This is a genomic window from Streptomyces sp. f51 (assembly GCF_037940415.1).
Lineage (GTDB): Bacteria > Actinomycetota > Actinomycetes > Streptomycetales > Streptomycetaceae > Streptomyces.
Map to the genome: position 1 here is coordinate 7,398,066 of NZ_CP149798.1, position 21,404 is coordinate 7,419,469.

10 protein-coding genes are annotated in these 21,404 nt (G+C 72.5%); 5 read left to right on the forward strand and 5 right to left on the reverse strand.

The window, feature by feature from the left end:
* Positions 1-15: 15 nt before the first annotated feature.
* Entirely contained in the window at positions 16-3,129 is a 3,114-nt protein-coding gene (locus WJM95_RS32185) for a hypothetical protein (protein ID WP_339134145.1), read from the reverse strand.
* A complete protein-coding gene (locus WJM95_RS32190; RefSeq protein ID WP_339134147.1) occupies positions 3,126-8,429 on the reverse strand; it encodes a hypothetical protein in 5,304 nt (1,767 codons plus the stop codon). The genes WJM95_RS32185 and WJM95_RS32190 overlap by 4 nt, the downstream gene beginning before the upstream one ends.
* Before the next feature lie 226 nt (positions 8,430-8,655).
* Here WJM95_RS32190 and WJM95_RS32195 point away from each other — a divergent pair, with 226 nt between their 5' ends.
* Complete coding sequence (locus tag WJM95_RS32195) at positions 8,656-9,318, forward strand: hemopexin repeat-containing protein (protein ID WP_339134149.1); 663 nt, start codon at positions 8,656-8,658, stop codon at positions 9,316-9,318.
* A gap of 20 nt (positions 9,319-9,338) precedes the next feature.
* Here the strand turns inward: WJM95_RS32195 and WJM95_RS32200 are convergent, their stop codons facing one another.
* On the reverse strand, positions 9,339-10,109 hold the full coding sequence (locus WJM95_RS32200; RefSeq protein WP_339134151.1) for a polysaccharide deacetylase family protein: 771 nt from the start codon (positions 10,107-10,109) through the stop codon (positions 9,339-9,341).
* Between the two features lie 221 nt (positions 10,110-10,330).
* Between WJM95_RS32200 and WJM95_RS32205 the strand changes: the two genes are divergently transcribed.
* Together WJM95_RS32205 and WJM95_RS32210 are read left to right on the forward strand one after the other, a co-directional pair.
* Entirely contained in the window at positions 10,331-10,765 is a 435-nt protein-coding gene (locus WJM95_RS32205) for a VOC family protein (protein WP_339134153.1), read from the forward strand.
* Positions 10,766-11,083: 318 nt separating this feature from the next.
* A complete protein-coding gene (locus tag WJM95_RS32210; protein ID WP_339134155.1) occupies positions 11,084-13,768 on the forward strand; it encodes a cellulase family glycosylhydrolase in 2,685 nt (894 codons plus the stop codon).
* Positions 13,769-13,816: 48 nt separating this feature from the next.
* Here WJM95_RS32210 and sigJ read toward each other — a convergent pair whose 3' ends face one another.
* A complete protein-coding gene (sigJ, locus tag WJM95_RS32215) occupies positions 13,817-14,752 on the reverse strand; it encodes an RNA polymerase sigma factor SigJ (RefSeq protein ID WP_339134157.1) in 936 nt (311 codons plus the stop codon).
* Positions 14,753-14,919: 167 nt separating this feature from the next.
* Here sigJ and WJM95_RS32220 point away from each other — a divergent pair, with 167 nt between their 5' ends.
* The gene (locus WJM95_RS32220) at positions 14,920-15,582 is read left to right on the forward strand and encodes an LUD domain-containing protein (protein WP_339134159.1); all 663 of its coding nucleotides are present in this window, start codon (positions 14,920-14,922) and stop codon (positions 15,580-15,582) included.
* A 102-nt stretch (positions 15,583-15,684) separates the two neighbouring features.
* On the opposite strand, the gene WJM95_RS32225 is transcribed toward WJM95_RS32220, so the two are convergent.
* Positions 15,685-19,905 (reverse strand): glycoside hydrolase domain-containing protein, encoded by a 4,221-nt coding sequence (locus tag WJM95_RS32225; protein WP_339134161.1) that lies wholly within the window; start codon positions 19,903-19,905, stop codon positions 15,685-15,687.
* A gap of 290 nt (positions 19,906-20,195) precedes the next feature.
* Here WJM95_RS32225 and ltaE point away from each other — a divergent pair, with 290 nt between their 5' ends.
* Positions 20,196-21,332, forward strand: a complete 1,137-nt coding sequence (gene ltaE, locus WJM95_RS32230) for a low-specificity L-threonine aldolase (protein WP_339134163.1) — start codon at positions 20,196-20,198, stop codon at positions 21,330-21,332.
* Positions 21,333-21,404 lie beyond the last annotated feature (72 nt).

Genomic DNA, 21,404 nt, shown 5'->3' on the forward strand with positions numbered 1-21,404 from the left:
CGCTGCGGCGCGGTCCTAGGGCACGTGACCGTTCACGGCCGCCTCGGTGACCGGGCTGCGTCGGCCCAGCGGGTCCACGACGACCAGGGCATAGCGGGCGTACGCCGGAACCGGTGCCGCGTCCTGCCACGACAGGGCGTCGGAGGCGACGGACAGAACCGCCAGCTCCCGCGGCACGCTGTCGGGCGCGCCCCGGTAGATCTCCAGCCGGTACGGGCTGACGGACGCGGGATGCGTGGTCGGAAGGCCGCTGAACGCGAGCGTCACCGAACCGTCCGCCGCCGTGGTGAGCACGGGAGCGGCCGGAGCCGTCGGCGGACCCGCCGGAACCAGCAGGGACACCGCGGGCAGGGACGGCTCGCTCCAGGTCCCCTCCGCGTCGTCCCCGATCGCTCCCCATACGGGTTCCACGCCCCCGTCGACGGGTACGGCGGCGGTCCCCGGCGGCAGGGACGGCTCGGCGGGGTAGCGCACCTCGGCGTACCAGTCGGTGTGCGCGAAGGGGCTGAGCGCGCTCGCCGGTACCGTCACCTGCGCCGTCCACGGCGCGCCGTCGACCGGTGCGGTCAGCTCCCCGGTCGTCCACACCGGCGCGAACCGACGGTCGGCACCGGTACGGGTACGCCGGATCCGGAACTCCGGCGCACGGCCCGCCGCCCCTGCGAGCAGTTCGGTCCGCAGCCCCCGGGCCCGTACGGTGAGGGTCAGCCCGCCGTCCGGGGCGGTGACGGCGTCCACGAGGGGCGGCTGCGGCCGGTCGGCCCGGGGGACGGCGACCGGGACGAGACCGCACGTCGCGAACGGCGGCTCCGCGCCACCGGCCGTGAGCGGGACGATCCGCACGAACTGGACGCTGCGCAGCCCCCCGGGCAGCCGGGTGGAGTAGTGGACCGTGCCGTCCGCCTCCGTGGCACCGCCGGTCTCCCCGAGGAAGGTGAACACCCCTTTGTCGGTGAGACGGTCGCGGACGGCGTGCAGCCGCTGTGCCTGCGCGGCCCTGACGGAATCGGCCGGGGGGAGGGCGACGGGCGGGACGAGTGACCCGGCCAGACGGCGCGCGTCACCGAGGTAGACCCGGTAGCGGGCCGCGCCCGTTCGCGGAGGCCAGCGCAGCGACAGTTCGGCCGTGCCCGTGGAGTCCGCCCCCGAGGTCCAGACGAGCGTCGGCGATGTGGGCACGCTGTGCGGGGAGCGGGCGTCATGGGTGGCCACGAGGACGGTGGACTTCGCCGAGGGAGTGCCCTGGGCGTCGACGAACCAGGCGACGACCGGGACTCCGCGCCGCTGTCCGACGGCGAAGGCCGTGGGCCGGGCTTCCAGAAGCACCACTTGGTTCTCGGCGACGGATTCGGCGGGGAGCGCGATCCCGTCGGCCTCGACCCACAGTTCGCGGACGGGCGAGCCGCCCGGGGCCGTGTGCCCGGAGTCCGGGACGGCGCAGCGCAGCCGGAGCGTGCCGGGCACGCGCGGCGCGCTCGTCCCGTCGTCGGCGTCCGCGTCGAAGGTCGCCTCGATTACGGGCGGCGGCGGGGCGGGCCGGTCCGGCAGAGGTGCGGTGAGATCGGAGCCTTCGGACCACTGGCCGAACTCGTCGGCGCCCCACACCCGCCAGCCCGCGCCGTCGGGGTCGGCGGGGACCGCCCCGTCGGCCAGGGTCCGGCGGTTGTTGCCGGCCCAGTTCGGTACGAGCGCCAGGGCGCGGCTGACGTACCCCTCGCCCGGCGGGGGCTCGAATCGGTTCAGCGGCGCGGCGGGTCCTGGAGCGGTCCGCACGCATCCGACCATGCCCCGGGCCGGCTCGTCGCCGAGGGACAGGGTCTGCCGCCAGCTCTCGGGTCCGGGCCGCCCGGGATTCTCCCGCGGATTCCAGGCCCCCGGGGAGTCGGCGGCGAGCCGGAAGGGGTCGGGCGGGTCCTGCTGCGCGTCGCCCGGGGCGACAGCGAGGGTCAGGAGAGTGCGGCACGTCCAGGGGCCGGAGTCACCGCCGTCCACGTCCGAAAGGCCGGCGATGAGGTCGGGCGCGTCGGGGAAGAGGGCGTCGAGCGTCTGGTCGAGGCCGCCGGGCAGTGCGGGCGGGGGTCCGAGCACGTCGCCCAGGGTGACCGGTCCGGTGAAGGCACTGCCCGCTTCCCGGACCACGCGCCGTTCCTGGACCGCCCAGCGGGCCGCGACGAGCCAGAGGTTGCAGTCCTCGACCGGTCCGGTGGAGCCGAAGGGAACCAGGGTCGCCAGCCCGAGATAGCGGGCCGTCTGCGGGTCCACGGACATGGTCAGCAGCGACGGGGTCACCGGGGCCGTGGCACGGCCGGTCCGGCCGTCGTCCAGGGTGAGCAGATCGCCGAAGGAGGCGAGGGCCGGTGCCGTGGCGGGATCGCTCCAGCCGCTGGAGAGCCACGGGTCGATGAACTCGGGCCCGATCCGCTCCATCGTCCTGTCGGTGTCCGCGCTGGGATCGGGTCCCGAAGGGTCAGGACCGTACTCGTCCGGCGGGCCGAGCCGGGGCGGGACGGCCGCGGCGACACGGTCCCGTGCGGCGCCCCGCGGGGAGGTGCGCGGATCAGGGGCGTACCAGTACGGCGGAAGCTCGATCGGCAGCCCGAACACCTCGGGGCGAAGGTCGCCGAGGCCCGACAGGTTCACGGACGACTGTCGTACGCCCAGGGTCTCGCCGATGGTTCCGGCGCCGGTCGCCCGCAGCCGGACGACGGGTGTGTGGCCGAAGCGGTAGGACGCCGAGGTCCGGGTGGCGACGACCCGGTCGCCCCCGCCCGCCGTGCGGTTCGCGTCCAGCAGGTCCATCCGCAGCCCCCGGTCGTCGGGCACCGAGACCTCGGCCCAGACGTACGGGTCGTCGGCGGGGACGCCGAAGAGGCAGCCCTCGGCCCGCCCGCCGGCGTCCTCCAGCTCGAACGGGACGGTCAGGCGCTGTCCGCGGACGTCCCGCCACACGACCTGCGTCCGTTCCGTCTCGAAGCCGGACAACCGCCAGGCGGCGAAGGGGTGCAGCGGGAACCCGAGCCAGGGACTGACCCGCACACGGAGGTGGAAGCCCTCGGCCAGCCAGGTCGTGTCGCTCGCGGCGAGGGCGCCGGCCCGGAACAGCGAGGGCGGGGCGATGGGGGTGCTCATGGCAGGTCCTCCGCGAAACCGGGCGTCGTCGGCACGGGGCAGACGACGTCCGCCGTCGTCGCCGTGGTGGCGGTCTCCAGCGGTACGTCCTGCACCGTCACGGACAGGGCGAGCGGACCGGCCGGCCGGAACGGTCCGGCGGTGAGGAAGAGGAGCCGGTCCCCCGAACCGCTGCGGATCACCGTCTCGAAGGCGTGCGGACCGCAGCGCAGACCGCCCACCCGTAGCCGTCCGCCGTAGCCGCTGATGCCGAGGGAGTCGGTCCTGTGCACCGGTTCGGGCGCTTCCACCAGCACGCCGTGGAGGGCCCAGACGCCGCCCTGGTCCACCCACAGCGCGCTCGTGCGTCCGGAGCGGACGGCCGCGAGCCGGTCGATCCCGAGCCGTACGAGGGCCTGTTCGAGACCGCCGTCCGCCGTGGTGTCGCCCGGGGGCATCGGCACCTTCACGGCCCGCAGATCACCGGCGAGCCCGCCTCCGGTGCCGTCATGCGTGAAGCCGAGGTCCTCGAGGAGCTCCGGGGGACCGCTGTAGCGGGAGGTGCCGAAGATCCCGCCGCGGATCTCCGCGCCGCCCGTGTCCCCGGTGCCACCGGAATCGAGGAACGGGAAGGCGAGGGAGAGTTCGTACGTGCTCAGCGGCTGGAGCGTGGGTCTGCCGCCCGCCGTCGCGCCGGGCTTCGGATAGGCGCAGCCACCGTACGCGCCGAGCTCCTTCTGGAGCAGCCGGTCCGCCGGTGACTGCGCCTCGGAGACGACGGCCTTCCAGAGATGCCCCGCGGCCGTGAAGGACTGTTCCTCGAACGGGTCCGGGTGCCCCTTGGTCGGGTCCGTGCGGCGGACCCGTACGACGGTGTCGTGGTCGTAGACGGCCGCCAGATCGGGAACGTGGTCGACCTCCAGCTGGACGCCGACGGGGTCGCCGTGGAACCAGGCGCCGGCCTTGTCCCGGGGCATCCAGGACAGGACGTAGCGCTGGAGGTAGACGGGGTCGAAGCGGTCGGTCCGCCGGTGGACGCTCGGTGCGGCGACGAAGGCGCCGTAGTGGTTCCTGGCCAGCGCGCGTGACGCGGGGGTGGGCGGTGTGGGGCCCTGTACGTACTGCTCGCCGCCGCTGGGGGCGGGCCCCGACATGTCGGCGGTACGGAACCAGTAGCGGTCCGTGTGGTGGACCGGGTTTCCGTCCTTGCCGTCGCGCCGGCCCCGGCCGTCGACGCCGACGTCGAGGCGGTAGACGGTGCCGGGCCGCAGCATCGGCTGCGGGGTGACGGCGGCCGCCTTCGCCGCCGCGGTGCTCCCGGCCTGCCCGGCCGCGGACGTGGACGCCTCGGCGGTCTCCCACGCCTTGTGGGTGACGGCCCTGACTCCCAGTACCTGGGGGGCGAGCGCGGGGTGGTAGCTCAGGAGGACCCCCGTGTACTCCGTGCCGTCCCGCAGTTCGTAGCGCCGGACGAACGTGTCACCGCGTCCCTGCCGGTCGTCCGCGGGCGTGTACGGGAACGGCGTCGACGAACCGTCGGGACCGAGCAGCGCGACCTGCATCCGGTCCGCGAACCCGTCCGGCCAGAAGGGCAGTTGAAGCATCAGGCACGGGTCCCTGAGCTCCTCGGAGAAGGCGAGGAAGACGTCGATCCACACCTCTCCGACCCCGGGAGCGCTCTCCTGCGGGTCGCTGTCGTACGGCAGGCCGTCCACGTGCGGGAGGGCGAAGGCACCGGTGAACGGGCGCTCGGCCGTGGTCAGTTGCCCATCGAAGGAGACGGGCGTGCCGAGCCGCAGGGGGAAGGTGTACGGGAACAGGCCCGCGGTCGGGTCGTCCAGGGGGACGTGGCCCCAGACGGCGTCGACACCCGCGTCGAACACCGAGGCGTACGCGTTGGTCGCGGGCTCGGTGGGCAGCCGCCACGGGGTTCCCGGGCCGTGCCGGACGCCGAGTTCACCCAGGGCCCATCCGGGGTCGGGCTCGTACCGGGTGCGGCAGCGGTGTGCGATCTTCGGGGCGGGGTTGTTCGGATCGAGGGCGCCGCCGTCGGCCAGTTTGCGCGTCCACAGGGCCGACTCCCAGGTGAGCAGCGCCAGTTCGCGCGCGCCGCGTTGCCCGGGCGCTCCGGCTTTGATGTCCTGCCAGGCGGCGTCGAGCGGCCCGTCGACCGGTGTCTCGGCACCGGTCGCGGGGTCGACCGCGGTCAGATCGAGCGAGGTGAGGGTGTAGGTGTGGCTGATCCGGTCGTTGCCGACGACTCCGTCCCCGATCTCGGCGGCGGCCCAGGCCAGATCGGCGCTGAAGGGGCCCGGCTGAAGGCCGTCGGCCGGTCCGGTGGTGAACTGGAGCAGGGGAATGGCGTCCGGCCACACGGTGGGCAGGGAGTCCGTCGGCGGCCGGGTCTCGGACCGTACGGCGACGGCCGTCGTGGTGTAGCGGTGGTCGGCGAGCGCGACCGATTCGAGCGGCCAGTCGACCGGGTCGGGGATCGTGTCGCCCTTCGTGCCGAGTTCGACGCCGGCACAGCCCTGGAGGCTGAAGAAGAACAGGTCGACCTCGCCGCAGACCTTGAACTGGATCCAGGTGTCGCCGAGTTCGGGGGCGACCTGGAACGTCACCTCCGCACTGGCGCCGATGGAGACCGGCCCCAGATGCAGGCTGCCGGACAGGTGGCCGACGCCGGCCAGCAGGACGGGCCGGGTGCCGAGGGCCAGCAGGACGGAGGCGCTGACGTCGACGTGGATGAGCGGGATGCCGAATCGGGCGGTGAACCCGGCGCCGAAGCCGAGCGAGAACCCGGCCGGTGACAGCGCGGGGTCGCCGCCCAGATGCGGGATCCCGTCGCCCTCGACCATCAGATAGGCCCACGCGCCGATGGGGAAGAAGTCGGGCAGCACTCGTACTTGAAGCGGTCCCGGTCCGCGCCCCAGCACGTTGTCCGAGCCGAGCCTGACGTACCAGTCGCGCCCCCGGGCGGGGAATCGGGCACCGAAGGGCGCGTCGGCGGTGAACAGGACCGGCACCTCGTAGTGCGCGCGCAGCGCGGCCGTGACGCCGTCGTCGTCGACGGTGAGCGCGCCGACGAGGCTGCCGCCGGCGGACGGTTCTCCGAGGTCCTCGGTCATCGTCACGCGGGGTGAGAGGAACCGGCCCTGGAGCGAGGCCCGCACGGCGACGTCCGGCAGCCCGATCACGAGGACGCACTTGGCGCTGAAGGTGAAGCCGAGGTCGGGCGCGGTGCCGACGACCGCGCCGAGTCCGAACACGCTGCCGTCGGCGCAGGTGTAGGCGTCGGTCCTGAACGGGTCGAGGCGGAGCTGGAAGAGGACCGGATCGACGCCGGGGCCGGGACGGGGCAGCGCCGCGTGGACACCGAACACGCCACCGAGCCCGTAGAGACCGAGTCCGCTGTTGCCGAGCGGGATGGGCCCCGGCAGGTCGGTCCGCAGCGAGAGGACCAGCTGGTTCGCGCCCGAGCCGCAGGGCTTGTACGTGAGGGAGGCGGCCGTGGCGATGTTCAGCGGGACGATCCGGGCGGCCAGGGCGAGGTCAAGCTCGCCCTCACCCAGTGACGCCCTTCCCTCGCCCTCGAACAGTCCGGGCATCTCCAAGGCGGCGTCGAGGCCGCGCAGTTGGGGGTGCAGGGCGCCGCTCGGCGCGAGCGTGACACGGACGGTCGCGCCGCTGACCTTGACCGGACCGAGGTCGAGGGCGAAGCGGAGGTCGATCTCGAACCACTGGGAGCCGTGGCCGGAGCGGCTGCCCAGCACATCGAAGAGGTCCTTGAGGGTTCCGGGCGAGTCGACCCGCCACCCTCCGGGGTCCTCCACGTCCACGTCGGCCTCGCCGTAGGAGAGGTGGAAGCGTTCGAGTCCCTGCTGGGCGAAGTCGACCAGCAGCCGGACGTTGCGATAGCGCAGGCGCATCGGCACGTCGGGTTTCATGCCGATGCTCATGAATCCGAGGTCGATGCTCTTGACCAGCACGTCGACGCTGTAGTCGACCCGCAGGCCGAGCATGGTCCCGGCGGGGGAGAAGCCGGAGTCCACCTCGACGGCGTGCACGGTGACGGTGCCGTTCTCGGTGAAGGCGCTCAGCCCCACTGCCGCCACGAGCAGCGCGTGGAGCGTCGCGCCGAAGCCGTCGTACCGGGGCTGTTGGGGAGTCGGCGGGTCGGCGTCGGCCATGAAGGCGGCGGCGACCGCGGCCGCGGTGACGACGACCATGCCGGCCGTGCCGGGGCCCTTCACGACCAGCAGCCCCTGGTCGCCTTCGGCCTCCACGACGAGACCGAAGTCGAAGTCGCCGCTGCCGGACCTGCGGGTGAACCGGCCGGTCACGCGCAGCGGGCGCCCGCCGAGCCATTCGATCGACCCGGCGCCGGGCGGCCCCGGTGTGATGTCTGGGCTCCAGGAGACGCGAATCTCGATCATGGCCGGGAGTGCCGAGGCGAGCGAGGTGGCACCCGGGTCGTCCCAGACGACGGTGGCGTCGAAGGCCGGGCGCGGTCCGTCGGCCTGTACACGGACCTCGGTCCGTCCGTAGAGACCGACCGGTGTGCCGAGGTCGAGGTCGACGGGGATCGGCCCCGCGCCGACCAGGGGAGTGCTCGCGGGCAGGAAGAGTTCGGCTCCCCGGACGGCGATGCCCTGCCAGCCCGGCGTTTCGGAGGGCGGCGGCCCGCCCGTGCCGGCGGGGCCCGGCGGGGGTGCGAGCGACGGCGACGAGTCGACCGTGAGCCCACCGGGCAGATGGAGCCCGAAACCCTGACCGCCCAGCAGGAAGGCGTCGGGTGCCGTCCCGACGGTCAACAGTCCCTGCCCTGCCGCGTCGAGGGCGACGATGCCCTGCCGGGCGATCCCACCGGCGCTGCCCTCGATCCGAATGGCCAGCGGATCCGTTCCGTTGAGCGTGAGGGCGACGGTGCCGCCCGCCGGATCGGCGACTAGCCGGCGCCCGCCGGTGACGGGATCCGGCTGGACCGAGGCCGGCCCGCAGGCGGCCGGCAGCTTCAGCAGTCCGCTCGCCGGGATCAGGTCCAACTCGAAGCCGGTGCGGGCGGCCACCGGTCCGGTCAGCCGCAGCGTGAAAGGGATCGCGGGTCCGAGGGGAGTGACGGAGAGCCGGGCGAAACCGCCGGCGGAGTCGTCGGCCGTCGCTCTCAGGTTTCCCGAGAACGGGCCCGTGACAGGACCGGCCGGCGCGGACGGGTCGGGCGCCAGGTGGTCGAGCAGCCCGCGGATGTCGGCCGGAAGGACGATACGGGCCAGAGCGTCGGGGAGGAGCGGTTCCAGGAAGTCGAGCATCGTCACGGTCACGACAGACCTCTTCGTCGACCCGGCACCTAAGAAAAGCCTGCTCCCCTGGCTGGTGATCCGCAACCGTACGGCGAACCAGGCCAGTTCCCGCCCCGAGCCGGGCGGCGTTCCCGTTGCGGGGACGGGCGCCCCGCTCCGCTACTGCGTTTGCGTGTCCTGTCACGGGAGAGAACCATGGATCGCAGCTGAACGGCCGTGATTTGACGCCTCCGAGAAGGTGCGTGCCATGGGAGCCAAGGTCTACTTCATCAAGGGCGACAGCTATGCGCGTTACGCGCTCGACCCGGATCCCGGAACCGTCGAATACGTCAAATCGATCGGCGCGAACTGGGGAAGCATGGCCGTGCGCGGATTCGACCGGGGCATCGACGCCGCCGTGAACGACGGCGCCGGATACGTCTACTTCTACCAGGCCGGCACGTACGTCCGGTACGACATCGCGGCGAACAACATCTCCGACCTCGTGGGTGAACCGCCCTATCCGTGGCCGCTCACGGACGGATGGTCAAACTTCGTGACCGGCACGGGCTTTGAGAACTACATCGACGGCGCCCTCGACGTGGGGGACGGCACGTGCTGGTTCTTCCACGACGACATGTGCCTGCGCGGGGACGCCTCCAGCGGAATCATCACCGGCCCGGACCCGATCGCGTCCCTGGCGCCGAGCCTCGCCGACGCGGGACTCGGCTTCGACATCGACGACGCCGTACGTCTCCCCAACGGCAAGGCGTACCTCTTCAAGGAGGACATGTACGTCCGTGCCGACCCGCTGACCCTCACGGTCGACAGCGGCTATCCGCTGAAGACCGCGGACGAGTGGGTCGGCTGGCCGTCGACGTTCACCCCGCGGGACTTCGACGCGGTGTGGATCAACCCGAACCACCCCTGAGGCTCGGCCGCGGGCGGGGGTCAGCGCACCGGGAAGCCGAAGGTGTGACCCTGCCCCTTGAGCCAGGGGAGGAGCCGTCGCAGGGCCTGCACGGTCTCGGAGCGGTCACCGCCCGCGTCGTGGAACAGGATGGTCGGGCCGTTGGGCAGTTCCCGCTGCACCGTGGCGACGACCGCGTCCGTGCCCGGCCGCTCGAAGTCCTTCGAGTCCACGTTCCAGCCCAGGGGCCGCATGCCCCGGGAGGCGGCCAGCTTGCGGCTGTAGGGGGTGAAGGCCCCGCCGGGCGCGCGGTAGTACATCGGCCGCACACCTCCGGACGCCTTGGTGATCATGCGCTCGGCGTCGAGTATCTCGCGCGACTGGTACGCCTCGGGCTTGGTGTCCATCGTCGTGTCGTGCGACACGGAGTGGTCGCACAGCCGGTGTCCGGCCGCGACGACCTTCTTCACGAGGTCGGGGTGGGCCTGCGCCTGCGTGCCCACCATGCAGAAGGTCGCCTTCACCCCGTACTCGCGCAGCACGTCCAGGACTTGAGGGGTCCACACGGGGTCGGGTCCGTCGTCGATGGTGATGTTGACGCCCTGCGGTCCCTTGTCCGAGGAGTGCGCGATGGTGACCTCGACCGGCTTGACGGCGGCCCGGGCGCCCGAAGAGGAGGGGCGGGTCGACGGGCCGTGCACGGCGCCGGCCTGAGCGGTCCACATCGAGGCGCCGGCGGCCAGCAATGTCACCCCAAGCGCCGCCCCGGCCACCTTGCCGTACCAGCCACGCCTGCTGCCGTGCCGTGCCATGTCCGCCCCACTCTCGCGCAGTTCTCCGGTCGTCCCCCGACCACCTGGCAGGACGAGCGTCGTCCGCCGGGGGATCCGCCTGTTACGGATCACGGACAATTCCGGGAGGGAACCGGGACAATGCGGCACGGGATACGGGGCAGAAGGGGCGCGCGATGCGGGGCAACGGAGCCGCTCCATAAAGAAGTTGAGCGGCATGGCTGCCCTGATACGGTGATCAGATGTCATCCGTGAGGCAGGTCCAGGTCACCTTCGACTGCGCGGAACCGGAGCGTGTCGCCCGCTTCTGGTGCGAGGTGCTGGGATACGTCGTGCCACCGCCGCCGCAGGGGTTCGCCACCTGGGACGAGTTCAAGAGCTCGCAGTCGCCCGAGGACCGGGATGCGTGGTTCGTGGCCGTCGATCCCGAAAACGCCGGACCGCGGCTGTACTTCCAGCGCGTCCCCGAGGGCAGGGTCGTCAAGAACCGGGTGCATCTCGACGTACGGGTCGGCACCGGACTCGTGGGCGCGGAGCGCCTGGCGGCGCTGGAGGCCGAATGCGCACGACTGGTCGCGCTCGGCGCGGTGCACGTGCGGACGCTCCTCGCCGACGACGAGAACGAGTCCTGCATCCCGATGCAGGACATCGAGGGCAACGAGTTCTGCCTCGACTGATTTCGCCGTCCCCGCCGTCCCCGGCATCCTCGCCGTCCCCGTCGGCGCCACCGTGTCCACCTTGTGATCCGGCGCCCCGGGGGACGGCCGGCGGTCCCTCCGGGGCCTTTCCGGCGCGGGGAAGGGGAGTGCCGGATCCGGTGACTCCCCAGCCCGGAGGGCGAGTTCGGCTCCCGCCGCCCGCTCCGGTGTACGGACGCCGCGGGAACGGCACCGGGCCACCGCCCGGCCCGGTCTGGACCAGACGCCGTCGATTCGAAGAAATTCCTGCTCACAGGCCTTCCGCGTGACCTTCGGGCTGCTCTATCTTCTGCATCCATGCTCCTTGCCGATGATCAGCGCGGCGGCCGTCGGCTCGGCCACACCGCCTCTCTCACCACCGCGGTCGTCCTCGCGGTCCTCTGCGCCGTTCTCGGCTACGCCGACGGGACCGGGCTGTTCGCTCCGGAGAACTGGCCGGACGCGGGACTCGTACCCGACGGCGCGACCAGCCCCGCCTGGGCCACCGTGGTGTTCCTGCCGCTGCTCATCGGCGGCAGCACGCTGGCCGTCCACCGGCTGGTGCGCGCAGTTGCCCCGGCGGCGACCGCGCGGTGGGTCTTCGGCGCCGTCTGGTCGAGCCTGATCCTGGTCGCGTTCCTGGCCAAGCTGGCCTACAGCGTGCTGCTTCTGGCGATCGCCGGTCCGGGCGGACTGCACCTGTTCCCGACGGCCGGGGCGCTGCTCGCCGAATGCGGGATGACGGGCGCGAAGTACGCGGTGTTCGGGCCGCTGGTCGCGGGCCCGGCCGCGGCGGCCTACAGGATCGCTGTCGGGCGCTTCCGCGACCAGAGCGGCAAGAGCGGCAGGAGCAACAAGCGCGGCGAGAGCAACGAGAGCGGCGGAAGCGGTGCCGGCGCGGCGCGCGGTGAAGGCGAAGCGCGCGAGGACGGTGACGAGCGCGTCGGGCGTACCGCCGGGATCGCCGGCACCGGCCGCGCCGGAGTCGCCGGGATCGCGGGGATCGCCGGGTTCGCGTGGCTGCCGGCCGGTGCCGCCGTGGCGCTCCAGGCGGGTGGCGGCGGATTCGCCTGGGCCGCGGGCCCGATACCCGGCGGCCTGGGCACGGCCACGCTGGTCACCGGGGCCGCGGCCGTCCTCGCCGGTATCGGGCTGTGGCGCCGGGTGGTCTCACCGGGCCTGTCCCGCGCCGGCACCGGCGTGACGCTGTGGTCGCTCGCGACGACCCTCACCGTGGCGGGCGTCCTCGGATTCGCGCCCCTGTGGCTTCTCGACGGGATCCTCAACGGCTTCGGCGGAGCGCTGTTCCCGGTCGCGTCGGTGCTCGCGCACGTCGCCGAGGGCGCGACGGCTGGCGTGTGCGCGGGCGTCGTGTGCGTGCCCTGGGTCGCGGAGCTGGCGTGGAGGCGCCGTACGGAGGCCTCGGCCGAGCGCGGCGGCCTCGCCCTCGCCGTCCGCTGGGCACCGCCGGTCGCGATCGCCGCCGTACTCGCCCTCGCCGCAGGCACCCTCGCACCGGGATCGGTGACGGGAGTCGCCGCCGTCGACGCGCCGAGACAGGCCGCCTCCCTCGGCGACCGGACCGGACTGCTGCCGCTGACCGTGCTGCGCCGCGAGGGGCAGGACCCGGTCATCGGTGACAGCACGGGACGCCAGGTGCTGCTCCGCGGCGTGAACGTCAACCAGCTCGTCGACTACGGACAGCCCGACCCGGGCAAGCCCACGGTGTGGCCGCTCGAGGACTCCGACTACGCCCTGATGGCGCGGTACGGGTTCGACGTCCAGCGTCTGGCCCTGTCCTGGTCGGCCCTGGAGCCGAAGCGGGGCGACTTCGACGAGGCGTATCTCGCACGGGTGCGCACCGCCGTCGACCAGGCCGCCGCCCATGGGATCCACACCGTCCTGGACCTGCACCAGGACACGTTCTCGAAGTACGTCAGCGCCGCACCGGGAACACGGTGCCGCGCCAACGCCTCACCGGAGTTCGGCAACGACGGCGCCCCGAAGTGGGCGACCCGCACCGAAGGCGCCAAGGCCTGCGGCTTCCTCGGCCGCGACCTCGCCCCCAATGTGCAGCAGGCGTTCACCAACCTCTACGACGACACCGACGGCATCGGCACCGAGTTCGCCCGCGCCTGGGGCCACCTCGCCGACGCCTTCGCGGACGAACCCGCGGTCGCCGGCTACGACCTCCTCAACGAGCCCGGCCCCGGCAACGCCCCCGGTGTCACCTCCTCGATCCTGCTCGGACGCCTCTACCAGCAGGCGATCACCTCGATCCGGACCGCGGAGTCGAAGGTGCCGGGCAGCTTCCACCACCTGGTGTTCTTCGAGCCCTCGATCCTCTGGTCGGGCCTCGGCTTCGACACCACCCCGCCGGCCGGGTTCGCCGACGACCCGCTGCTCGTCTTCTCGCCCCACCTGTACAGCGAGTCGATCACCATGGACCAGGGCCTGGGCGTCACCCTCACCTCGATCGAGCAGGGCTACACCGCCGCCGAGCGCACCGCCCGCGCCTACGGGGCACCGCTGTGGTCGGGCGAGTGGGGCTGGTTCGGGGAACCCGACGACTTCCGCGCCCGGTTCGACCGCTTCCTGCGACGGCAGAACACCGACCTGCTGGGCTCGGCGATCTGGGTGTGGAAGAAGGCCTGCGGCGATCCGCAGAACGACCCCGCGGCGACCACCTCGGGTGGCGGCGTCGTGCTGTACACCTGCCCCGAAGGCAAGCCGCTGCCGAGCGCGGCCTTCGAGATCACGGCGCTGTCCCAGGCCTACCCGCGCAGCGCGCCCGGCCGCCTGACCTCGCTGCGGTCCTCGCTCACGCAGCGGGACCTGCGGCTGGCGGGTGACGGGACGGGCACCCTGGACGTCTGGGTTCCCGGAGCGGGCCGTCCCGAGGTCGAGAAGAGCGGCCTCACCGGTATCGGGCTGGAGCGCAGGCCCGGTGGTTGGCGGCTCACCGCGCGGACCTCCGGCCGCTACACCCTGCACGTGGCGTAGAGCCGGCCGTCGGCCGGCCCGCCTCGGGGGCGGGCCGGCCGACGGTCATCAGGCGGTCCAGCGACGCAGCTTCTCCGGGTTGCGCACCACCCAGATGTGCCGGATCCGGTCGCCCGCGACCTCGAACCCGAACACCGTGACGGTGACACCGTCCTGCCGGGCCACCAGGCCGGGCCGGCCGTTGACCGTACGCTCCAACAGGGTCATGCCTTCCGGCCTGCGGCGGGCGAGTTCGACCCAGGCGTGCGCGATCCGCTCCCCGCCCTCGATGGGGTGCAGGAAGGTCGAGGCGAGTCCGCCGCCGTCGGCGACCGCCGTGGCGTCCGGATCGAGCAGACCGATGAGGGCGTCGATGTCTTTGGCCTCCCACGCCTCCTTGAAGGCGCCGACGACATCGGCGCGCCCTCCGGTCGCCGTCACGGAAGGCCGCGCGGCCCGGACCCGGCGGCGGGCGGAGGACGCCAGCTGGCGGCAGGCCGCCGGGGTACGGCCGACGATGTCGGCGACCTCCGCGAAGGAATGGCAGAAGACGTCGTGCAGCACGAACGCGACGCGCTCGGCCGGGGTCATCGCATCGAGCACGACCAGAAACGCCAGACCGACCGACTCGTCCAGCGTCACCCGGTCCGCCGGGTCGACGCTCGCGCCCCCCGTCCGCCCGCTGATCCACTCGGTGCGCCCGGGCAGCGGCTCGGGGATCCACTCACCCACGTAGGTCTCGCGCCTGACCCGTGCCGAGCCGAGCACGTTCAGGCAGACGCGACTGGCGACCGTCGTCAGCCAGGCGCCCGGGGACTCGATGGCGTCCTGCTGCTCGCGGGACATGGCGTACCAGCGGGTGTACGTCTCCTGGACGGCGTCCTCGGCCTCCGTCAGGGAACCCAGCAGCCGGTAGGCGAGGTTGACCAGATGACGCCGCTCGCTCATCACCGCGTCCAGGCCCGGACCGGGCCGGACGTCCTCTGGTTCGGATCGGGTGGTCATGGTGCCGACAGCTCCCTCGGTCGCATCCGCTCTCACAGGTTCGACAGGACAGCGCACCGGAATGTGAGGCCGGAGCCGCGCCTCACATTCCGCGGGGCTGTCCTGTCGAACCGATGGGACCGGAACAGCCGACCCATCATCCAGCGGACAGGAAGGCCCGAGCCATCATGACTGCCCCGACACCGATCACCGCCTCGTCGACACCGAGCACCCCCTCGCCGGGACCGTTCACCGCCCCGGCGACCGACGAACTGCTCGAACGGGTGGCCGCCGCGCTCAAGGAGAAGAACTTCGACGTCGAGATCCTCGACGACGCCGCCGCGGCACGCGCCCGGGTCAAGGACCTGATCCCCGAGGGCAGCGCCGTGTTCACCGTGGCCAGTGAGACCCTGCGGCTGTCCGGCATCGAAGCGGACATCAACGAAAGCGGGCGGTACGACTCCGTCAAAGCACGCGGGCTGACCATGGACCGCGCCACGCAGATGGCCGAGATCTGGCGGATGATCGCCTGCCCCGACGTCGTGGTGGGCAGCGTCTGCGCGGTCACCGAGACCGGCTCCCTCGTGGCCGCCTCGGCCAGCGGCAGCCAGCTGCCCGCCTTCGCCGGCTCCGCCCCCCGCGCGATCTGGGTCGTCGGGGCGCAGAAGGTCGTTTCCGACCTGGACACCGCGCTGCGCCGCGTCGGCGAGTACTGCGTCCCACTGGAGGACGAGCGGGCCAAGAAGGTCTACGGCGTGCCCAGCGCGCTCAACCGCCTGCTCGTCCTCAACGCGGAACCCCACCCGGGGCGCGGCACGGTCCTGCTCCTGCGGGAGGCCATCGGGTTCTGACCCGGCGGAACCGGCCGCGCCGTGAGGGCACGCGGCGGGTGTCCGTCGGCGCGGAACGGGGGAGTGGGGGAGCGCCGCGCTCCCTGCCGGAGTGCTTCCGTCTCAGCCGGGGAGCGGGACCAGTTGCTCGGCGGCGAGCCTCAGCCGCCGGGTCTGCGCGTCGACTTCGAGCTGGGTCACGCCGTCCGCGTCCAAGAGGGCGCGCGCCGCGCCGAGTTCGCGCTCGAACACCCCGAAGTCGATCGTGTCGTAGCGCTCCGCCTCACCGGAGAGTCCCGCGTACCTCTCGATCGCCTTCCGCAGGCCGGACGTGTCCGTGACGGCGGGCGCGTCCACCTGGTCGAAGGTGATCCGGCCCAGGTTGGCGACGTAGGGGTGCGAGGAGTCGGGGGTCGTCACCAGCCGCAGATGGACGGCATGGGTGCCGGTGACCGCCTCGGGCAGCGTCAGGCTCGCCGTTCCCCCGGACGACCAGGCGGCTCCCGTGACGGGCAGCGGGACCGTCGCGTACGGCGTCCCGGGGGAGGCCGCGTCGAAGGAGTCCAGGTAGATCTGGACGACCGAACCGGTGCCGCAGCGGGCGGAGTTGTTCACATAGGTCAGGGTGACGGTGTTCTTGGCGGAGTCACCGAAGTCGAGGTCCCCGTAGTCGAGCCACGCCCCGTCGTAGGTGCCGCCGAGGTCGGTGGCGGAACCCGCGCCGCTCCAGCCGGCCGCCTCGCTCTTGAGGCCGCCGCCGCTGTTCGAGCGGAACGCGGTCGCGTCGAAGGCCACGGGGGAGGCGTCGTTCGGCGAGAACCGGTACCAGTCGAAGTTCGACACCCACGACTGGCCGGAGGGGGCGTGGAAGACGAAGGTCGCGCTCGCCGCGCCCAGCAGGGCCTCCGGGTCGGTGACGGCCGCACGCACCGTGCCGTAGTACTGCCAGCCGCCCGTCCCGGGGAGCTGGACGGTGGCCACGAGAGGGCCGTCGGCGGCACCGGCGTGGATGTCGACGCTGCTCGGCCTGGCGCTCGTCGCCTGCGCGTTCGCGTACCGGACCGAGACGCTCCGCGGTGCGGTCCCGTCGAAGTCCAGCCGGGTGAACCGCTCCCACGATCCCTCGGTGACACCGCCGAGGTCGCCGTCCGAGTAGTACGCCTCGCTCACGAGGGAGGGGCCCTCCTTCTGGTCCGGGTCCTCGGCCTGGAGGACGGCGTAACCTCCCTCGTCGATGGCGAGCGCGCCGGCCGCGGACCGGAGTACGTCCTCCGCCGCCATGAACGTGCCGGTCGCGGACGCGGTGTCCGCGAGGACCGTCCGCGCGCGGTCGAGGGCGGACCGGAACGCGTTCCACGAGCTGTCGGAGTAGTTCGCCCGGCGTACCGACTCCGCCTGGCCGACGAACGCGTCGAGCGCCTCGCGGTGCGGCGCGGCGGCCGACACGAGGAGCGGGTCGGTCGGCGAGACACCGGTGCCGCGCACGGTCGAGACCCGCACGCCGTGACCGAAGGCATTGTCCTGGAACGTGAGGCCGAGGCGGGCGTCGGTCCTCGTGCTGCCGGTGAGCATGAGTTCCGCCGTGCGCCGCCCGCTGACGCGCAGGTCCGCCGTGAGTCCGTCCGGCAGCCCGGTCACCGTGGCGGCCCCGGTGCCGGTGAGGCTGGTTCCCTTGCGGGCGCCGAACAACGCGGGCCTGGACAGGATGAGGTGGACGCTGTGGTGGACGGAGCCGTCGGCCTTCGTGTCGAGGCTGCCGGGTCGCAGGGAGACGACGGTGACGCCCTTGCCCGTCGCCGTGCCGTCGCCCGGGTAACCCGGGTCCGTGTTCAGCGAGTACGCGGGCCGGGTACGCGCGCCCCACCCGGAGGGCTTGGAGCCCATGGTGAAGTCCAGGGTCCCGCCGGAGACGATCTGCGCGTAGTCGAGCCAAGTGTCGGAGAACCGACTGCCGTTGAGCTGCGCGCTCTGCACGTAGTAGTGGTCGGGCGACACCCCGTGGGCCTTCACCGTGAACCGGGCGCCGTTCGCGTAGCGGATGGTCGTGGAGTCGAAGAACGGGCTCCCGATCTGGAACTGGCTGGAGCCGGCGGTCACCGGGAACAGCCCGAGGGCGGCGCCGACGAACATGGTCGACATGGTGCCGGCGTCGTTGTCCATGGTCGGCAGAAAGCCCTTCGGGGAGAGCCGGTAGACCTGAGTCCTGACCGGCGGGCGGAACTCGCCGCCGGAACTGGGGAGTTCGTTCGAGGAGCCCGTCGCGATGTAGCGGTTCCAGGTCGAGCCGGTGTAGATGGCGCGCACCCACTTCTGCGTCAGGCTCGGCTCGCCGACGTAGTTGAAGAGGTACGGGGCCTGGAGATCGATCTCGTTCGCGTTGGAATGCAGCATGGTCGAACCGTCGTCGGCGCCGGAGTCCTCGCCGAACAGGTGCTCCACGGCGGCCTTGCCCGCCTTCGCACCGCCCATGGCCTCGATGAGACCGCCCATGTCGTAGGCGTCGTACCAGTGGTACTGCCAGAGCGTGCCCTGGTAGAGCCCGGCCGCCTCGAACTTCTCGTAGTCGGCGCTCTGCCAGTCACCGCCGGACGCGCGGGGGGTGAGCAGCCCGACCTCGGTGCCGTCGGACGCGGTCCAGGCACCGGACTTCACGAGGTGGTCGATCGCCATGGTCGACCGGGCGCGCAGCTGCTTCGCGTCGCTGTCCTTGCCGAGCGCGTGGGCGATGACGGACAGCGCCCACTGGTCGTAGCCGCGCTGCACGGTCGTCCCGGGATCCCCCGCGATGTACCCCTGCCGCAACTCCGCGTCCGTGTAGGTCCCCGCGTACGACACCAACGCCGGATACGCCTCGTCGAGCCGGTCGAAGTCCTTGTATCCCTTGGACAGGGCGTCGGCCACCAGCACGGCCGAGCGCTCCCAGCGGACGGTCGGGACCGAGTGGGTCAGGCTGCCCGGGTTCTTGCCCGCGGTGTGCGCGTCGGCGAAGAGCTCGACGAGCGACTGCACCATGTCCCGGTATGTGGGCGGGTCGATGTACGCCTCCACGGAGTACTTCCGGAAGTCGTCCCAGGTGGACCAACCGTCGTAATAGGTGAAGCCGTTCGTCCGGTGCACCACTCCGTCCGCGCCGCGGTACGTGCCACTGGTGCTGGTGGCGTTCACCGGCAGCGCGTACATGCGGTAGAGGTGCGTGTAGAACTCCTTGGTGAGCGTCGCCCCGGGGTCGGACGTCGCGGAGGCTCGCACGTCGACGGCGCCGAGCGCGCGGTTCCAGTCCGCCCGGGTCCGGGCGCCCGCCTCGTCGAAGGTGAGCCCGCCCACCTCGTTGCGCTGGTCCGTGGCGGCCTGTTCCGCGCTGACCGGCGAGAGGGTGATGCGCAGTTCGACGTCGCGGCCCGCGGCCGAGTCGAAGCCCAGGACGGCGCCGGTGTCGGCGCCCGTCCGCGCGGTGGCGTCACTGAGGGTGCCGTCACCGCCCCAACTCTTCAGCGAGGTCACGGGGATGTTCGTGGTGGCGTAGTAATACAGCTGGTACGAGGCGCCGTTGAACGACCCCGCGACAAGGCCGGTGATCGAGGTGGTCCCGTCGGGGAGCGTCGTCGCCTTGAGCGTGGAACGGGTGCGGCTGGTGAAGTTGTTGGCCAGGTCGAGGACCAGTTCGGGGTTCGCCCCTGAGGGGAAGCGGTAGCGTTCCAGTGCGGTGCGGGTGGTCGCGGTCACCTCGGCCTCGATGGTTCCCGAGTCCCGTGTCACCGAGCCACCGGTCCCGGAGACCGACCCGAGTCCCGCCCGGTAGTACCCGGGTGTCGCGGTCTCGTCGTCGTGCGTGGAGGCGTGGGCGTACGTGCCGGGGGCCGGGCGCCGGTCGTACCGCACGGAGGTCGGCACGACCAGCAGGTCGCCACCGCCTCCCGAGCCGCCGACGCCGTCGAGGTCCGTGGCGGTGAACCCGGCGACGCGGTTCTCGTCGTAGTCGTACCCGGAGTGGTTGCGGCCCGGCGTGGTCATCGGGTTGACCTTGGCCAGACCGTGGGGCGCCTGTGCGCCCGGGAGGTCGTTGCCGTCGTCGCCTGCGGTCGACACGAACGGGTCGACGAGCTTCGTGTAGTCGGTGCCGTGCGGCGGCCCGCCGGTCGTCCCGCCGGGTGCCACGGAGGCCGCGGACGTCACGGGCCCGGCGGCGCGAGGCACGGCCGCGGCCGTCCCGCCACCCGCCGCGCCGGCGAGGGCGAGCGCGCCGGCGAGCAGCGTGACGACCGTCGCGCGCAGCGGCCGGTGACGTCCGACGGCGGTCCTCGTACGGGGCACGCGGGGCAAGGGGGCACGGGTTCTGATGGGCACGGGACCTCTCCAGCGTCACTCATTCGCACGCAGGGTTCCGGCCCCACCCGGAAGACAACGTTGTCGGAGCGGGAGGCCGGGCGTGCGAACCGGGGTCGAGAACGAGGTGGACACACAGAATGGCAGCCGTACGCGGGATTGCACCCTGTCGTGTTCACGGCCACCGGTAAGGAGACACGGAGAAGGCGTACGGCGGGCGAACGGTACGCGTACGGCGGACGTGCCCCGACCGGAACGCGGAACGAACCCCGCACGCCCTTGTCCCCCTCCTGACATGGCAGAGTGTGCGTGTGTCCACCACTGATTCCGCCCGTGCCGCGGATGCCGCAGAAGCCGCCGATGTCTCCCGTGCCGCGAACACGGCCGGTGCCGTCCGGGGTGAGCCCGGCCGCCTCATCGATCTGCGCAGCGACACCGTCACCCGGCCCGGTGAGGCGATGCGCCGCGCGATGGCCGAGGCCGAGGTCGGCGACGACGTCTTCGGGGACGATCCGACCGTCAACGCGCTTCAGGAGCGGATCGCCGGACTGCTCGGCTTCGAGTCCGCGCTGTTCGTCTCCTCGGGGACACAGAGCAACCTGTGCGCCCTGCTGACCCATTGCGGCCGCGGGGACGAGTACATCGCCGGACAGATGGCCCACATGTACCGCTGGGAGGGCGGCGGCGCCGCCGTGCTCGGAGGCATCCAGCCCCAGCCGCTGTCCCACCGCGCCGACGGGACGCTGGACCCGCTGGACATCGCGGCCGCCGTGAAACCGGACGACGCCCACTTCGCGCGCACGCGGCTGCTCTGCCTTGAGAACACCATCGGTGGCCGGGCCGTGCCGGTGGAGTACCTGAAGACGGCCACGCACGTGGCCCGCGACCACGGACTCGCCACGCATCTGGACGGGGCGCGGCTGTTCAACGCGGCGGTGGCCGCCGGAGGCGACCCGTACGAGCAGGCGCGGCAGATCGCCGGCCACTTCGACAGCGTCTCCGTCTGCTTCAGCAAGGGCCTGGGCGCGCCGGTCGGCTCGGCGCTCGTGGGGTCACGGGAGTTCGTGGCCGAGGCTCGGCGCTGGCGCAAGGTGCTGGGCGGCGGGATGCGCCAGGCCGGAGTGCTGGCGGCCGCGGCGCTGTACGCGCTCGACCACCAGGTGACACGGCTCGCCGACGACCACGCCCATGCCGAGCTGTTCGCCGAGGGCCTCAAGGACGTCGAGGGCCTGACCATGGAGCCCAGCGGGACCAACATGGTCTTCGCGAAGTCCGCCCCCGGCGTCGAGACCGACGAGCTGCGCGACCGGCTGGCCCGTCGTGGCCTGCTCTGCGCGGGATACCCGGGTCAGCTGCGCTTCGTGTTCCACCTGGACGTGACCCGGGCCGACACGGAAGCCGCGGTGCGGATCGTGCGCGAGACGCTGACCGAGATGACAACGGGCTGATCCTGGCGGGCGGTTGGCCGGGCTTTCGTCCTGGGCGTCCTGGGCGTCCTGGGCGTCCTGGGCGTGTTTGAG

What these genes read in the sequence shown, in the direction of transcription:
- WJM95_RS32185 (WP_339134145.1), bottom strand. Translation starts at nt 3,129, where the DNA reads ATGAGCACCCCCATCGCCCCGCCCTCGCTGTTCCGGGCCGGCGCCCTC.
- WJM95_RS32195 (WP_339134149.1), top strand. Translation starts at nt 8,656, where the DNA reads ATGGGAGCCAAGGTCTACTTCATCAAGGGCGACAGCTATGCGCGTTAC.
- WJM95_RS32200 (WP_339134151.1), bottom strand. Translation starts at nt 10,109, where the DNA reads ATGGCACGGCACGGCAGCAGGCGTGGCTGGTACGGCAAGGTGGCCGGG.
- WJM95_RS32205 (WP_339134153.1), top strand. Translation starts at nt 10,331, where the DNA reads ATGTCATCCGTGAGGCAGGTCCAGGTCACCTTCGACTGCGCGGAACCG.
- WJM95_RS32210 (WP_339134155.1), top strand. Translation starts at nt 11,084, where the DNA reads ATGCTCCTTGCCGATGATCAGCGCGGCGGCCGTCGGCTCGGCCACACC.
- sigJ (WP_339134157.1), bottom strand. Translation starts at nt 14,752, where the DNA reads ATGACCACCCGATCCGAACCAGAGGACGTCCGGCCCGGTCCGGGCCTG.
- WJM95_RS32220 (WP_339134159.1), top strand. Translation starts at nt 14,920, where the DNA reads ATGACTGCCCCGACACCGATCACCGCCTCGTCGACACCGAGCACCCCC.